The organism is Ruegeria sp. C9, assembly GCF_056537585.1.
Window position 1 is genome coordinate 217,338 of record NZ_JBQFRU010000001.1, and the last position, 16,066, is coordinate 233,403.

Here is a 16,066-nt window from a genome sequence, read left to right on the forward strand (position 1 = left end):
ATGTATTTAACATAGCAGATTTGCCCCGACTCTTCAATTGAGCCGGCTCGATGCGGGTCTCGCTTTGCTTGAATACGCGTGCTAAAGCGGCACCATCCGCGATAAGCGCCCCGATAGCGGGAACAGGCAAGCCTGCAATGAATGATAGATATCCGGTTTGCCGCCAAAGATGGATGTCACGATGTCACCGGATTCATCCACCGCCGGGAACCAGCCGCCATGTTGGTGATCCACGAACGTTTCATTCGCAAAGGTCCAGAGTTTTCTGTACCAAATTTCATCCTCTTGCCTTTTATCCAGTGCGATCAGGGCTCCAACCGCACCAATGGCTTCAGCTACTGGCCACCAGAACCGCGACGCATTTGCGACCCGACCCCCAAAATCCAGCGTATATGCCATGCCGCCGCCGGGCAGCCATGCATCCTTGAGGGCCTGCTCAATCAATCGTCGCGATGACTCGGGCGCGCCCGAGTTTGGTCGGCCCGATAAATCCCAATGCTGCAGCTGAAGTCGCCCAAGCTCGAATGAATGGCCCGGGGTCGTGCCTGCGGGACGAAACATCGGGTCACCGGCATAGCCTCGGTCAATCTGCCAATCTGAAGTGAAATGCTCGGGCAAGCGCCAGTTTTCAGCAGGTGCGATCCGGCCGATAAAGAAATCCAGAATACGACCGGCGCGGGTAAGATAGATTTCGTCGCCTGTCGCCTCAAAGGCTGCAAGCAGTGCCTCAACTCCGTGCATATTCGCGTTCATTCCGCGATATGTGGAAAACGGCGTCCAATCGCGGTTCCATTCGTCGCGGAACAACCCGGTCTCATCATCCCAGAAATGTGTATCAAGGATATCCCGGATTTCGGCCAGCAGTTTGTCAGCTTCCGAGTGCCCTATCTGTTTTGCGCTTGAGGCAGCGAGCAGAACAAAGACATGCCCGTAGGCAAGTTTGCGATCATCCTTGATGTTGTCGCCATCCAAAGCCCAAAGGTAACCGGCGTGATCCCGGTCTTTGTGGTGGCTGTTGAGGTAGGCCATACCGTGATCGATGATCCGCTCTGCGCCTTGAAATTCAATCAGATGCCCCAGAGCGTAAGAATGCACTAGGCGTGTAGTCGTGTGCAGTTCCTGCAATGTGTTTGGCAGCGGGCTGCCATCATGGTCGAGGATGAAAAATCCTGGCTCGGTCCGACAACTTGCGCTGAAAAACGCCAACTGTCGCATAGCCTGATCTTTCAACCACGTGCGGTGTTCAGATGTATCAAGCCAAAAGCCCGGTTCGGAATGCGGGCCGGGTGGCAGAGGCAAGGTGTTGTCCATATTCTTCATCTCGCTTGAGGGACCATTCGGAATCGAACGAAAAAGCGCTGCAAAGCGCCAGTCGCCAATGAACCAAACACCGCGCACGAAGGCAATCGGCAAACCCGCACCGGACTGTCAGGGGTTGCCGTTCAGCCGTCGCAGTTGGCGGAAAACTCTTGGTAACTGCTTCAGGTTAATAGGTTAATCCCGGCCAGAATTACCACGGCGATGAACAACGTCTCCACTATGATGAGGGCGATTGCGGCTGCACCGACCGACAGGATCTGTTTAAGGTTTGTCTTCATCCCAACAGCTGCGATCGCAACAAGCAACAACCATCGAGAGCATTGGCTTAGAAATTCTGAAATCGCTGGCGGGATCAATCCGAATGAGGATGCCGCAGCGAGAACCAGAAATCCTAACACGAATCCCGGCAACAGCGGTGGACGTTTCCCGTCTTCGTCCATTTCAGCAAAGCCACGAATAATCAGTGAAGCGACCAAAACCACCGGTGCCAGCATCGCCACGCGGAACAATTTTACCAGCGTCGCTGTATCTCCGGTTTGTTCCGAGATCGAAAATCCCGCGCCGACAACCTGAGCCACATCATGGATGGTGCCACCCAGAAACACACCGCCCGCAATCTCGTTCATCCCCAATGTGCGTACCAGGATCGGATAGGCGATCATGGCGATGGTGGACAAAACGGTCACGCCCATGACCGTAAAAATCAGACGCTCTTCCGAGCGTTCGTCCTTGGGCAGGATTGCACTGATCGCCATTGCCGCCGATGCACCGCAAATTGCAACCGAACCGGCGGTCAGAAAGGCAAAGCGCCATTTGTGGCCAAAAAAACGAGCTACGGACAGGCCAAATCCTATGGTCAACAGCACTCCGACGATCACAAGGGCAATCAGGTCCCAGCCCAGACCCAGCATCAGGGTCATCGACACGCGCACACCCAGCAAGGCCACGCCAAGGCGCAGAAGTGTGCGTGCGGCGAATCCGATCCCCTCAACGGTTTTTCCTTCTTCGCCCAGAAAGCTGACCGCAATCCCCAAAAGAAGGGCAAGCAGCATGGCCGGGGTAGCATAATGCTCGGACAGGAACTTGGCGGCGACGGCAACGGTTACGGCGATCATGACGCCGGGAAAGAGCGTGCGAACACGCTCCTTGCTCCGCTCGGTGAGGGATAGGGCTGAAGGATCGGCGGACGCCATAACGGATGGTCCTTTGTTTGTAATGAATGGGTCGCGGGCCTGCGCGATAAAGCAGGCGGGCTGCCGAGTTTAGGGTTCGCGCGCCTGCAGGATGGTCACCGCGATGATCTGCGTCACATCTTCCGCGCTGCATCCGCGCGATAGATCATTGGCCGGTTTGGCGAGCCCCTGCAAAACCGGACCGATCGCCAGATAACCGCCCAGCCGTTGAGTCATCTTGTACCCGATATTTCCGGCATCCAGATTTGGGAAAATCTTGACGTTCGACTGACCCGCGACCGAGGACCCGGGGGATTTTCGCTCACCAATCGACGGCACGAAGGCGGCATCGAATTGCAGCTCGCCATCCACATTCAACTCTGGGTGTTTCGCCCGCAGTATTTCTGTCGCGTTGACGACCTTGTCCACCGCTGGGTGTTGGGCGCTGCCTTTTGTTGAGAAACTCAACATCGCGATCTTTGGCTCTTCCTGCAGCAATGCCCGCGCGGACACCGCTGAAGCGGCCGCAATGTTTGCCAGTTCTTCGGATGTCGGATCGATCACCAAGCCGCAATCTGAATAGAGCATGGCGCGAGCGCCCTCAGCGGCGGCCTCGGGTGGGTACATCAGGAAGAACGAGGATACCATTCCAACATCGGGCTTCATTCCAATAACCTGGATGGCAGTTCTGACCACATCGCCTGTGGTATGGACCGCCCCGCCCACGGTTCCTGTTGCGTGCCCCATTCGCACCAGCATCGCGGCAAAGACCAGCGGCGATTCTGCGGCTTTGCGTGCCTTGGCTTCATCGACACCTTTGTGTTTGCGCAGAGAATAATACTCGGCCGCAAAAGCGTCAGTCAGTTCCGAATGCGCAGGATCATGGATGGCAATACCGTCCCCGGTTGAGCCACCCTCTGCCGCGAGCGCCGCTTTAACGTCGGCCTCAGGTCCAACGAGAATAATATTGGCCAGACCAGCCTTATGGGCGGCTAATCCTCCGGCAACAATGCGGGGATCGGTGCCTTCGCTCAGCGCTACAATTGGGCGGGTTTCCGAGGCACTGGCCGCCAACAGCTCGATCGGTGTTTTCGTCATGCGTCTCGGTTCCTGAACTGTTGTTAATCGGCGTCAGAACAGGTGCCTTGAGGTTAACGATGATCGTTTTGGCGCTGTTCCGATTTCGTTTCTTGATTGCTTGGTTCTGGTTCACCGTCAAGCTGTTGCCGATAGGTCCAGAATCGCCATCTGGCTATAGGAGGCGGCTACTCTGGACTTACGGGGTCACTCGATCAGAACCTTGGCGGGGTCAGCCCGGCCTGAAACCAGTTGATGAAAGTAACAATAGAAAACACTGGCAAACCAGTCGCCTGCTGTATGTCCGCCGCGTAAGGGCACATGTTTGTACATTCCAGTACAATTGCACCAAGGTCGGGATTGCCCGCTTGCAGCGCAAGCGCTGCTTCGACATTGTCGTCGCGGGCTTTGTCCACATCCAGCGTCAATGCGTTTTCGAGAATAGCGGTTGTGAATTCGCTGCCGCTTTCGGTGGTGCCAATTGGAGTTCCGTCGGGGACCTGTGCCTTTCGCAGGTGCTCATCCGTAAGTGTTGAGGCGGAGATGGTTAGAATGCCGGCACGCTTTCCTGCAGGAAGGATACGGTTCACCATATCGACCTGCATCATCGAGGACGTCGCGACCGGAACAGGAACCGCCTCGGCCAGTTCATCCTGAAACAGCGAAAGAAAGCCGCAATTGGTGGTGATCCCGTCTACCCCGTCTTTGACAAGTTCCCGTGCGGCATCGATGAACGCTCCAAGCATTCCTTCAGCACCTTGTCGGACCACCAGATCAGGCGAGGCGTTGCGCACGATGCGATAGAGCACGGGAAACGGCCATGTCCGAGCGTTGCCCATATCACCGGGAATACGTGGAAACTGTGCGTCCAACATCAGGATGCCGACTGATGCGCCGTATATGGATTTTCCGCCCTGCGCGATCATGACTGCGCCTCCTGAATGATGCGGGTCGAGATATCGTCCGACCCTTCCATATAGATGCTTGATATCCCATGGCGCACCGCGTCCTGCACCTGATCCATCCGCTTGTTGATATGGGTGCCCAAAGCCTGCGCGGCCTCATCAGCGTCGCGGTTCATCAAGGCCTGCATGACGCGCTTATGTTCGTCTTTTGAGCGTTGGACCCGGTCCAGACTCATGGAAATCCATCGGATATAGCGAATGCGCTCATTAATCCGCATCAGGGTTTGCAGCAATTCCATGTTGCCAGACAGCCGGGCGATGCCCCGATGAAACGCTTCATCTCGCGTGACGGCCTCTTCAACGGTAAGCCCGGTGATATCGATACCCGTCGCATAAAGTTCGTCGTGAAGCGCCTGCAGTTGTTCTGTGGTGGCCTTGGTGCACGCTGCGCGGACGGCGGCGGTTTCGATGATTTGGCGCAGCTCGAACAGGTCAAAAATGCTTTGGGCATCCAATGGGCGGCAAAAGAAACCCTGTCCCGGGCGGAAGTCGAACAAACGTTCGGCGACCAGCCGGTTCAGTGCTTCGCGCAAAGGGGTGCGGCTGACGCCCAGCTCCTTCGACAGGGCGACCTCGTTCAAACGATCGCCGGGACGCAGGCGGAATGAAACCGCCATGGCCTTCACCTGATCGTAGATATCATCAACGCGTGGACCTGCCATTGGTACTGCCTTTTGGTCATTGCTCCACAGGTGCCACAGGCCAGTCTTGAAATCAATATACAAAACTGTATACAGGTCTGTGTGCAGATTAGATTGAGGGAGTCGCCGACCATGACAGGAACGAATTACCTGACCGGAGCCGAGGCAATGGTCCGTATGCTTGAGGCGCATGGCGTGAAGCACATGTTCGGCCTATGTGGTGATACAACCTTGCCATTCTATAATGCGCTATCTCGGATGGATCACGGTATTCAGCACATTCTGACGCGGGATGAACGTCATGCGGCCTACATGGCGGATGGTTATGCAAGGGTGACAGGTAAGCCGGGTGTCTGCGAAGGCCCGTCTGGAGGCGGGGCGACATACATCCTACCTGGGGTGGTCGAAGCCAACGAAAGCTCGGTTCCTATTCTTGCGATCACCTCGGATGTGGCGACAACCAGCCGGGGAAAGTACCCGCTGACCGAATTGGACCAACCCGCGCTGTTCAAGCCGCTGGCCAAGTGGAATGCGTCGCTGGATGACGCCACACGATTGCCGGCCATGGTTCGTGCGGCATTCCGAGCAATGACCACCGGTACACCTGGGGCCACACATCTTGCCTTGCCCTTCGATACTCAGAAAGCGCCGGTGGACGAGGCAGAGATCTGGGCGGATGCAAGACATCGCAGCTATCCGGCGGAACGTGCAGGCCCCGACATGGATGCGGTCGAGGCGGCAGCAGAGATACTTTCAAAGTCTAAATCCGCTGTAGCCGTTTGTGGCGGTGGACCCGTTCTATCAGGGGCAAGCGACGCACTGCGCCGGGTTGCGGGACTGTTGGACATGCCCGTCGCCACGACTGTGTCGGGGCAGGGCTCGATTACCGAGACAGACCCGCTCGCGCTTGGTGTTGTCGGATCGAATGGCGGGGTGCCTGCCACCCGCGCTGTGGTAGATGCGGCGGATGTCGTTCTGTTCATCGGATGTCGCGCAGGATCCGTCACGACCGAGCGCTGGAGAAGCCCTGCGCGCGATGCCACCATCATTCATATCGACAGTGACCCGATGGTGATCGGAGCCAACTATCCGACCGAAGTCGCTATTTGTGCCGACGCGCGTCTCGCGCTGGAAGCATTGGCGGACGCATTGGCGGCACGCCAAGACCTGCCCAGGCTGGGCGGGGCGGCCAAATCAAACGCGGCATGGGCGGCCAAATTGGCTGCGTTCGCCCCGCTTGCAGCCAGCCGAGAAACGCCGATCCGGCCCGAGGCTGTCATAGCTTCGCTAATGGATATCCTGGATGATGATGCGATTGTTGTCGCTGATCCCGGCACGCCATGCCCATATTTCAGCGCGCATTACCGCTGGCGGACACCGGGGCGGCATTTCATCACTAACCGGGCGCATGGGGCGTTGGGGTATTCATTGGGTGCTGCAATGGGTGCGCATATTGGGCGGCCTTCGGTCAAAACCTTGTCGGTGATGGGTGACGGCTCATTCGGCTTTGCCTGTGGTGAGTTCGAAACCATGGTGCGGCATAACATGCCGATCACCTCGATAGTATTCTCGAACTCGGTCTTTGGCTGGATCAAGGCCGGACAGGACGCAGGGTTTGGGCAGAGATACTACAATGTTGATTTCAACCGCACCGACCACGCCGCTGTTGCAAGCGCCTTTGGTGTTAAATCATGGACTGTCAAAGATCCCGAAGACCTGTCCAAAGTTCTGAAACAGGCTATCGAGCATGATGGCCCGACATTGGTCGACATTTACTCACAACCGCTTCACGAGGCCGCTGCACCGGTTTCGGAATGGGTGGCATAAGAGGCGATCGAAGGGGTTAGCTGAGCCAGAAAATCCTGTGCAATCGTTGATAGGGGTCGCCCTTTCGCGGTGATAATGGCCAGATCAAGCATCACAGCCGGTCGGAAGGGGCGGGTTTGATACCCGCTCTCGTCGTCAAAGGTGACAGTGAAGGGATCGATCATCGCGACTCCCATACCCTGCTTGACGAAACTCAGCAGGTTTTCTGACAGATGGGTGTGAATCTGGGTCCGCCAGTTGCGCCCCGCTGATTGGAAGATGTCCCGAGTTCGTCGGTGGGTTTGATGCTCTGGCCCCATCACGATGAATGGTTCGTTTTCAAGAATTTCAGGTGTGAGTACATCATAATCTGCCAAAGGGCTGGTTTCCGGAAAGGTCGCCAGCGTTTCGAACTCAAAGACCTGATAGTTCAGTGTGTCATGCAGAATGGGCATCTCGACAATGCCGATCTCAAACAGGCCAGAGATTACCCATTCTTGAATCTTCGAGGAATACTGCGACTGAAAGCTTACCGACAGGTTCGGGCGGCTTTCTGCGAAGCGAGCGATCTCACGCGGCATGAAGCCGAAGGATAGCAGATGTGGTGCGGCGATCTGCAATTGACCCGGATGCTTGTTCTGCAGATCCGTGACCGCCTGCGCTACGTGATCCAGCCCCCGAACAACCGTATCAACCTCGCGGTATAGAAGTTCAGCTTCTGGCGTAGGCAGCAACCGGCCTTTGTTGCGTTCAAACAGCGGCAAACGCGCTTCGCGCTCTAGCTGTGCCAACAGATTGCTGATCCCGGGCTGTGAAATCCCAAGCACCGAGGCCGCACCCGTGACAGTGCCGGTTTCCATGATGGCGTGAAAAGCCTGTAGCTGACGAAATCGCAGGGACATCGCTATAGTATCATTTTTCCTGATGACCTCTAGATAATATAGTATTTGAAATGATATCCTCGTCAAGGCAGGCTTCGGCCATTGGCAGGGGGTGCAATGGGCGATCTGACACAGAAAATCATCGGCTATGATCTTTGGCACCTTGAGTTGCCCGTGACGTCTCGCCGTGATCATGGCATCGGGTCCGTCGAAGGAACATGCGAAGTCGTCGTCCTGCGGCTGAGATCCGAGGACGGCAGTGAAGGATTTGGAGAGGCCTCTCCCTGGTCTGTCTTCACGGGCACCCCAGAGGCCACTTATGCAGCCCTTGATCGCTATTTGCGCCCACTTGTGGTTGGGGCCAGAGTGGGCGACCGTTCAGCGATCATGGCACAGGCAGCTTATGCCGTGGCTCATTGCACCGAGGCGAAAGCTGCATTGGAAACCGCTTTGCTGGATCTTGCGGGCAGAATCAGCGAGGTTCCTGTTTGGTCTCTGCTGGGCGGGAAGTGCCGTGGAACCATTCCACTCAGTTGCTCAATTGCGAACCCGGATTTTGCTCAGGATGTTGAGCTGCTGTCACAATTGCAGGCCGATGGCGTTCGGATTGTAAAGCTCAAGACCGGGTTCAAGGATCGCTCCTTCGATATCATGCGGTTGGAGTATCTCGCGCAGAACCATCCGGATTTCAGGGTTCGTGTTGATTACAATCAGGGGCTAAGTATCGAGGATGCACCGGCACAGGTTCGCGATGTTGCGCAATTCGCTCCGGATTTCATTGAGCAACCTGTCCGCGCTCATCAATTCAGCATGATGGGCAAGTTGCGACAGATGATTGACGTCCCACTTCTGGCTGATGAGAGCGTCTTTGGCCCCGAAGACATGGAACGGGCAGCGCGTGACGGTATCTGTGACGGGGTTTCAGTGAAAATCATGAAATCAGGTGGCCCGACGCGAGGCCAGACTGTGGCCCGTATCGCTGCTGCACATGGTTTGACAGCCTATGGCGGTGATATGTTCGAGGCCGGATTGGCGCATCTGGCAGGCACACATATGATTGCTGCAACACCTGAGATAACGTTGGGCTGCGAGTTCTATCAAGCCTCCTACTTCCTGAAAGAAGACATTCTTGAAAGCCCCTTCCAAGTAAGCAGCGGCGAAGTTGTAGTTCCTGACGCACCCGGGCTCGGCAACAGACCTGATGTAACCAAGCTTGAGCATTATGCAGTGGCCAAGGCGGTGGGGGCATGAGCGAGAAGAAGACCATAGCAATCATCGGCGCCGGGATCGTTGGCGTGTCTGCTGCGGTATGGCTGCAGCGGGATGGTCACGAGGTAATCCTGATCGACAAGGCCGGACCGGGAGAGGGCACCTCACATGGCAATGGGGGCGTGCTGGCGTCATGCTCGATTGTTCCGGTGACTGTTCCAGGGCTGCTCCGGAAGGCGCCCAAAATGCTGCTCAGCCCGTCTCAGCCGTTGTTTCTGAGATGGGGGTATCTTCCAAAGCTGATCCCTTGGCTAACCCGCTATTTGAGTCATGCGAATGCATCAGATGTGGAACGCATCGCGTCAGCTTTGACGCCAATTGTTGGCGATAGCCTGAACGACCACAAAGCGCTGGCCGAGGGCACAGGCGCTGAAAAGTGGATCGTGCCGTCTGACTATCTGTTCCTGTACAAGGACCGCGCGCATTTCAATGATGATGCGTTTGGCTGGGACATTCGGCGCAGGAACGGATTCACATGGGAAGAATTGGAAGGCCCGGGCTTTCACGCCTATGACCCGGTCTATAGTGAAGATATCGGTTTTGCGGCGAAACTTTCGGATCATGGCCATATCACGGATCCTGGTCGGTACGTCAAAGATCTGGCGGCGTATGTCGAGGCACATGGGGGCACAATCCTACGTGCAGCGGTCGATGACGTGGTTCAGGAAAATGGTCGCGTAACCGGTATACGGGCGGCAGGCGAAACCATCGCGTGTGATACGGCAATTGTAACTGCGGGCGTTTGGTCGGGACCTTTGGCTAAGCTTTTGGGCATTTCTGTTCCCCTTGAAACCGAACGCGGCTATCATCTTGAATTGGTGGAGCCTTCTGCCATGCCGCGCAGTCCGGTCATGGTGGTTTCCGGCAAATTTGTCGCCACACCGATGGATGGCCGCATTCGTTTGGCTGGCATCGTGGAATTTGGCGGTCTTGATGCGCCACCCTCACGCGCGCCGTTTGAATTGATGCGCAAGAATGCCCGGATGGCCTTCCCGGGTTTGACATGGAAGGAGGAAGTGGAATGGATGGGGCACCGCCCAGCACCAACCGACTCGATCCCGATTATCGGTGAGGCTCCGGGGATTAGCGGTGCGTATATGGGCTTTGGGCACCATCACATTGGCCTGACAGGCGGGCCGAAAACGGGGCGATTTCTGGCCCAGATAATTGCGGGCAGAACACCGAACACTGACATGAGCGTCTACGCGCCCTCGCGTTTCGCAACATAGAAATGACTGGCGAAGAACGCCGGCGTCTCAAAACTCAACAGGGAGAAACATGATGAAAAAACTGACAAGCCTTCTGGCAGCAACCGCTCTGACGGCTGCCGCAGCAGCGCCAGTAATGGCAGAGAAATGGGATATGCCGATGGCCTATTCGGCATCGAATTTCCATTCGGCCACCGGCGCGGAGTTCGCCAAATGTGTCACCACAGGAACCGGTGGTGAGATTGAAATCGTCACACACCCGTCCGGCTCGCTGTTCAAAGGTGCCGACATCAAGCGTGCGATCCAGACCGGGCAAGCCCCGATTGGTGAGCGGCTGCTGTCTGGGCACCAGAACGAAAACGCGCTGTTCGGCTTTGACTCGATCCCATTCCTGGCAACGTCGTTCGACGACAGCGCCAAGCTGTGGGATGCGGCAAAGCCGTCCATCGAAAAGCTGCTGGCTGAACAGAACCTGACGCTGCTTTACGCCGTGCCTTGGCCGCCTCAAGGGCTTTATTTCAAGAACGAAGTGAACTCGGTTGCGGATATGGAGGGGATCAAGTTCCGCTCCTACAACAACGCCACCTCACGCCTGGCCGAACTGACGGGGATGCTGCCCGTCACCATCGAGGCGGCTGAGATTAGCCAGGCCTTTGCCACCGGAGTAGCGGATTCCATGGTATCATCCGGGTCGACCGGCTATGACCGGAAGGTCTGGGAAAGCCTGAACTACTTCTATGAAGTGGATGCCTGGTTGCCGCGCAACTACGTGATGGTGAACTCGGATGTCTGGGCCGGTGTCTCGGATGCGAACAAGAACGTCATCAAAGGCTGTGCGGAACTGGCCGAGTATGCAGGTAACTGGCGCGCCAAGGAATATACCGGCTTTACGCTTCAGGGTCTGCGCGATGGCGGCATGACAGTTGGTCCTGCATCCGAACAGATGACGAATGAGCTGAAAGAAATCGGCGTCACCATGACCAACGAATGGCTTGAGGCCGCCGGAGACGAAGGCAAAGCTATCGTCGACGCGTTCAACTCTCAGTAACCATTCGAATGCGGGCGGCAGTTCATCCTGCCGCCTGCTCCCAATCCACAAAAAGCACAGCGGGGACAGCATGGCGGCAATGCGAGGGCTCAGGTCCGTACTGGATTTCATTTATCTGGCAGCAGGGGTTATGGCGGCGCTCAGCCTGATTGCCATTCTGGTGTTGATTGTTGTGCAAATGCTGGCCCGTTGGACCGGTGAGGTGTTTCCCGGCGCGCCAGACTATGCTGGATATGCGATGGCCGCTGCGTCTTTTCTGGCCTTCGCCAACGCCTTGAACCGAGGCAGCCATATTAGAGTCTCCATTCTCCTGAACGCGGTTCCCGATGGCTTTCGCAGAATTCTGGAAATCTGGTGCTTTGCGATTGGTTCGGCGGTCATGTGGTATTTCTGCTGGTATGCCTATCGCTTTGTGTACTGGAGCTGGAAGTTCAACGATATCAGCCAGGGGCAAGATAAAACCGCCCTTTGGATACCGCAATCTACCATGCTGATCGGAGCGGTCATTCTGGCCATCGCGCTGACCGATCACCTGTTCCATGTCCTGTTCAAGGGTGATCACCGCATCACCCGTGATCTGGCCGATCAGAGCCACGGAGAGTAAGAGCATGGAAAATATATCCGTTATTATCCTCTTCCTCTTTGTCCTTTTCACCTTGCTGGGCACCGGTGTCTGGGTCGGGCTGGCCCTGATGGGCGTCGCCTGGGTCGGGATGGAGCTGTTCACGACGCGCCCCGTAGGCGATGTCATGATCACCACGATCTGGTCGGCGTCCTCTTCCTGGACCCTGACCGCCTTGCCTATGTTCATTTGGATGGGCGAGATCCTCTACCGAACGCGATTGTCCGAAGACATGTTCAAAGGCCTGTCGCCGTGGATGGCACCTTTGCCCGGAGGGCTGGTTCACACGAATATCGTAGGCTGTACGGTGTTTGCCGCGGTATCGGGGTCATCTGCCGCGACGTTGACCACGGTTGGCAAGATGTCGATCCCGGAACTGCGAAAGCGCAACTATCCCGAACGCATGGTCATCGGCACGCTGACCGGCGCGGCAACACTTGGGCTAATGATCCCACCGTCACTGACGTTGATCGTCTACGGCGTTACGATCAACGAGTCCATCACCAAGCTGTTCTTTGCAGGCATCCTGCCCGGTCTTGTGCTTGCCGCAATGTTCATGGGCTATGTCGCCATCTATTCGAAAGTTGGCAAAGACTGGAACCCCAACGATGAGAGCAAGTTGACCTTTTCCGAAAAGGTTAAGAACTCTCGCTTTCTGTTGCCAGTGATCCTGCTGATCATGGTGGTAATCGGATCGATGTATCTGGGTTATGCTACGGCGACCGAGGCGGCGGCTTTCGGTGTGATCGGCGGACTGCTACTGGCAGCAGGGCAGGGATCGTTGAACTGGAAGACCTTCACTGAAAGTTTGATGGGCGCAACCCGCACCAGTGCGATGATTGCGCTGATCCTAGCGGGTGCTGCGTTCCTGTCATTGTCGATGGGCTTTACCGGCCTGCCGCGCGGGCTTGCGGATTTGATCGCGGGCTGGGAACTGACCCGGTTCGAACTGCTGATGGTTCTATTGGTCTTTTACGTCATACTGGGATGCTTCCTTGATGGGATTTCTTCGGTTGTGCTGACTATGGCCGTTGTCGAGCCTATGATCCGGGACGCCGGGATCGATCTGATCTGGTTCGGGATCTTCATCGTGGTCGTTGTTGAGATGGCGCAGATCACGCCGCCCATCGGTTTCAACCTGTTTGTGATGCAGGGCATGACTAACCATGAAATGAGCTATATCGCCCGCGCTGCGATCCCGATGTTCCTGATCATGGTGCTGATGGTGTTCGTTCTGATCTGGTTCCCCGAGTTGGCGACGTGGCTGCCCGAAAACCTGCGTCAAAGCCCTGGTGGGTAGACGCCGTTGAACCCGCTTCACCTTGCGGCGCGTCACGGCCCATATGTGTTGGTATCGGGCCTTGCCGTAGGCCTTCTGCTGCCGGGGCTGGCCGCACCGATGCGGCCTCTATTGCCGCCCTTGGTCATGCTCCTGCTGTTTTTGACGCTGCTGCGAATGCAGCCGGGGGCCATTGTGGGTTCGCTGGTTGACCTGCGAAAAGTTGCGGGAACGATTGCCGCTTTTCAATTGGTTTTGCCGTTGTCTGTCGTTGGGATTGGAATTGCCTGCGGATGGACTGGTTCGCCAGTTTTTTTGGCATTGCTTGTCATGGCTGCAGCCCCATCAATATCCGGCAGCCCCAATATGTGCCTGATGATGGGCTATTCTGCGGAACCGGCGATGCGACTAGTCGTGGTTGGAACGGCTGTTTTGCCACTGACCGCGTTACCGATCTTTTGGCTGATGCCGGAATTGGGTGATCTCAGGGCGGTCCTGATGACCGCGCTTCGGCTTTTTCTTACCATCACAATAGCAATTCTCGCGGCTGTCATATTGCGCCGCACGGTGCTGCGCCAACCTTCAAAGTCTACGCTTTTGAACGTAGAAGGTGCGGCAACGATTACTCTGTCCGTTTTCGTTGTTGGCCTGATGCCATCATTGAGCGCAACCGCACTTGTGGACCCACATTTCGCGCTGTTCTGGATCGCGTTTGCCTGTCTGATCAACTTTGGGGCTCAGGTTGTCTCATTCCAATTCACACGAACTCGAATGCCCGGTGCCGAGGCTACGGCGGTGTCTCTGATCGCCGGAAACCGGAACATCGCGATATTCTTCGTTGCACTGCCACCTGAAGTGACCGCGCCGATTATGGTGTTCATCGGGGCCTATCAGATACCGATGTACCTGACGCCGCTGATCATGCGCCGACTGTATCAGACGGCTTCCGCAACCAGTTGATTTAAGTCAGAGACGTTGGTGGAACCAGCCCTACTGCCGATCCCCGACCCCGACACCGACATAGGCCTCAAAACCCGATCCCAGCACCATGGTGGACGAGTAGATATTGCGCAGGTCGACCATGCGGGGCGATTTCATCGTCTCCGCCAGTTCGCTCAGGTTCAGGGCGCGGAACTCGTTCCATTCTGTCAGCAAGACAACAACGTCCGCATCTTTGGCCGCGGCGTAGGGATCATCCATCCACTTGACGCCAGGAAGCAGCGCTTCCCCCTCGGCATGGCCTTGCGGATCGACAACGCGGACCTGGGCACCGCCACCGATCAGGGCGGGAACGATGGTCAGGGAAGGTGCGTCGCGCATATCATCGGTGTTGGGCTTGAAAGTCACACCCAGAACCGCCACGGTCTTGCCATTGAAGCTGTCATCGCAGGCATCCCGGATCTTCTCGATCATCCGCTTTTTGACCTCATCGTTTACACGAATGACGGTTTCGGTAATCTGCATCGGGTGGGCAAAATCCTGTCCGATCCGGGCAAGTGCAGCGGTGTCTTTCGGAAAACACGAGCCGCCATAGCCAGGGCCTGCGTGCAGAAACTTGTTGCCGATCCGCCCATCCAGACCAATACCGCGCGCCACCTCTTTGACATCGCCGCCTGCCCGCTCGCAAAGACCGGCGATTTCATTGATGAACGTGATTTTGGTCGCCAGGAATGCGTTCGCCGCGTATTTGATCATCTCGGCGCTTTCTAGATCAGTGGTCAGGATCGGAAAGTCACGCAGATAGAGCGGGCGGTAAATCTCGGCCATGACATCCGCCGCTCGTTCGCTTTCGACCCCTACGACAACACGATCCGGGCGCATAAAATCATCAATTGCAGCGCCCTCGCGCAGGAATTCGGGGTTCGATGCGACGTCGAATTCCGCCTTCGGATTTGCACCCGAGACAACTTCATGAACCTTGCGGTTGGTGCCGACCGGGACAGTCGATTTGGTTACGACAACCGTATAGCCGGTGATGGCCTGAGCGATTTCTTCGGCGGCGGCCATCACATAAGTCAGATCAGCGTGCCCGTCCCCGCGTCTCGTAGGTGTGCCCACCGCGATGAACACCGCGTCCGCGCCGTCGACCGCAGCGGCCAGGTCGGTGGTAAAGGTCAGGCGGCCAGCAGCCACGTTCTTGGCCATGAGCACATCAAGGCCCGGCTCGTAAATCGGCACTTCTCCATCCTGAAGCATCTTGATCTTGCGATCGGATTTATCGACGCAAATCACATCATGGCCAAAGTCCGAAAAGCAAACCCCGGACACCAAACCGACATATCCGGTGCCAATCATCGCAATGCGCATTTATCGAATTCCTTCATTTGGGTTTCGCCAATGGCGCATTTCCTGGTCTCTTTCAACCGCTGAACTAAGAGCTTTTGGGGCTCGATAATTACAACCGCCTAAGCATTGCCGGCTTGCTTTCGACAACAGCTCGGCACTTCTGAGGTGTTGCGGGCGATAGGGCAAAATCATCAGACTGTCTCTTGGCGACCGAATATGCTTGTTGTGGTGAATTGTTCAAGTACTGTTCGTGGCTTGAGTTGAACTGGCTATCTGGTCTCGGCGAAGAACGGCGTGTTGCGATCAAGATTCGTTGCCAGATCGGATTTCCGACGATGTCATTCGTTCGACCGCTGGCGCGCATTCTCAATCCTACATGTAATATCAGGCACTTCTTCGCTTCAGCAGGCGTTGGGCATAGCCAGAATGCGAAGCTTCATATAGTCTCACAATCAGTTTTCGTGGTGTCGAGCGGCGGTGCGAGCAATCTGT

The 16,066-nt window shown here is 56.4% G+C and carries 14 protein-coding genes; 7 read left to right on the forward strand and 7 right to left on the reverse strand.

Annotation, left to right across the window (positions count from 1 at the left end):
• Positions 1-81: 81 nt before the first annotated feature.
• The 5 genes from ACR0NE_RS01090 to ACR0NE_RS01110 all read right to left on the reverse strand — a co-directional run bounded on the left by ACR0NE_RS01090 (position 82) and on the right by ACR0NE_RS01110 (position 5,196).
• The gene (locus tag ACR0NE_RS01090; protein WP_170596699.1) at positions 82-1,311 is read right to left on the reverse strand and encodes an AGE family epimerase/isomerase; all 1,230 of its coding nucleotides are present in this window, start codon (positions 1,309-1,311) and stop codon (positions 82-84) included.
• 170 nt (positions 1,312-1,481) lie between these two features.
• Entirely contained in the window at positions 1,482-2,513 is a 1,032-nt protein-coding gene (locus ACR0NE_RS01095) for a putative sulfate exporter family transporter (RefSeq protein ID WP_170596697.1), read from the reverse strand.
• 69 nt (positions 2,514-2,582) lie between these two features.
• Positions 2,583-3,590, reverse strand: coding sequence for a phosphate acetyltransferase (gene pta, locus ACR0NE_RS01100; RefSeq protein ID WP_170596695.1), 1,008 nt, complete (start codon positions 3,588-3,590; stop codon positions 2,583-2,585).
• 194 nt (positions 3,591-3,784) lie between these two features.
• Positions 3,785-4,495 carry an aspartate/glutamate racemase family protein gene (locus ACR0NE_RS01105; RefSeq protein WP_170596693.1) on the reverse strand — a complete coding sequence of 237 codons (711 nt, stop codon included), beginning with the start codon at positions 4,493-4,495 and terminating at the stop codon, positions 3,785-3,787.
• The gene (locus tag ACR0NE_RS01110; protein ID WP_170596691.1) at positions 4,492-5,196 is read right to left on the reverse strand and encodes a GntR family transcriptional regulator; all 705 of its coding nucleotides are present in this window, start codon (positions 5,194-5,196) and stop codon (positions 4,492-4,494) included. Before ACR0NE_RS01110 ends, ACR0NE_RS01105 begins: the two co-directional genes overlap by 4 nt.
• Before the next feature lie 111 nt (positions 5,197-5,307).
• Here ACR0NE_RS01110 and ACR0NE_RS01115 point away from each other — a divergent pair, with 111 nt between their 5' ends.
• Positions 5,308-7,002 (forward strand): thiamine pyrophosphate-binding protein, encoded by a 1,695-nt coding sequence (locus tag ACR0NE_RS01115; RefSeq protein WP_170596689.1) that lies wholly within the window; start codon positions 5,308-5,310, stop codon positions 7,000-7,002.
• Here ACR0NE_RS01115 and ACR0NE_RS01120 read toward each other — a convergent pair.
• Positions 6,963-7,883, reverse strand: coding sequence for a LysR family transcriptional regulator (locus ACR0NE_RS01120; protein ID WP_170406952.1), 921 nt, complete (start codon positions 7,881-7,883; stop codon positions 6,963-6,965). The genes ACR0NE_RS01115 and ACR0NE_RS01120 overlap by 40 nt on opposite strands.
• Positions 7,884-7,979: 96 nt before the next feature.
• On the opposite strand from ACR0NE_RS01120, the gene ACR0NE_RS01125 reads away from it, so the two are divergent.
• The 6 genes from ACR0NE_RS01125 to ACR0NE_RS01150 all read left to right on the forward strand — a co-directional run bounded on the left by ACR0NE_RS01125 (position 7,980) and on the right by ACR0NE_RS01150 (position 14,248).
• Positions 7,980-9,113: an enolase C-terminal domain-like protein gene (locus ACR0NE_RS01125; RefSeq protein WP_170596687.1), complete on the forward strand. Its 1,134-nt coding sequence runs from the start codon at positions 7,980-7,982 to the stop codon at positions 9,111-9,113.
• Complete coding sequence (locus ACR0NE_RS01130; RefSeq protein WP_170596685.1) at positions 9,110-10,360, forward strand: NAD(P)/FAD-dependent oxidoreductase; 1,251 nt, start codon at positions 9,110-9,112, stop codon at positions 10,358-10,360. Before ACR0NE_RS01125 ends, ACR0NE_RS01130 begins: the two co-directional genes overlap by 4 nt.
• A gap of 52 nt (positions 10,361-10,412) precedes the next feature.
• Positions 10,413-11,387, forward strand: a complete 975-nt coding sequence (locus ACR0NE_RS01135; protein ID WP_170393799.1) for a TRAP transporter substrate-binding protein — start codon at positions 10,413-10,415, stop codon at positions 11,385-11,387.
• 70 nt (positions 11,388-11,457) lie between these two features.
• Positions 11,458-11,991: a TRAP transporter small permease subunit gene (locus tag ACR0NE_RS01140; RefSeq protein ID WP_170393801.1), complete on the forward strand. Its 534-nt coding sequence runs from the start codon at positions 11,458-11,460 to the stop codon at positions 11,989-11,991.
• Between the two features lie 4 nt (positions 11,992-11,995).
• Positions 11,996-13,309 (forward strand): TRAP transporter large permease subunit, encoded by a 1,314-nt coding sequence (locus ACR0NE_RS01145; protein WP_170393803.1) that lies wholly within the window; start codon positions 11,996-11,998, stop codon positions 13,307-13,309.
• Between the two features lie 6 nt (positions 13,310-13,315).
• A complete protein-coding gene (locus ACR0NE_RS01150; RefSeq protein WP_170596683.1) occupies positions 13,316-14,248 on the forward strand; it encodes a hypothetical protein in 933 nt (310 codons plus the stop codon).
• 30 nt (positions 14,249-14,278) lie between these two features.
• On the opposite strand, the gene ACR0NE_RS01155 is transcribed toward ACR0NE_RS01150, so the two are convergent.
• On the reverse strand, positions 14,279-15,595 hold the full coding sequence (locus ACR0NE_RS01155; RefSeq protein ID WP_170596681.1) for a UDP-glucose dehydrogenase family protein: 1,317 nt from the start codon (positions 15,593-15,595) through the stop codon (positions 14,279-14,281).
• Positions 15,596-16,066 lie beyond the last annotated feature (471 nt).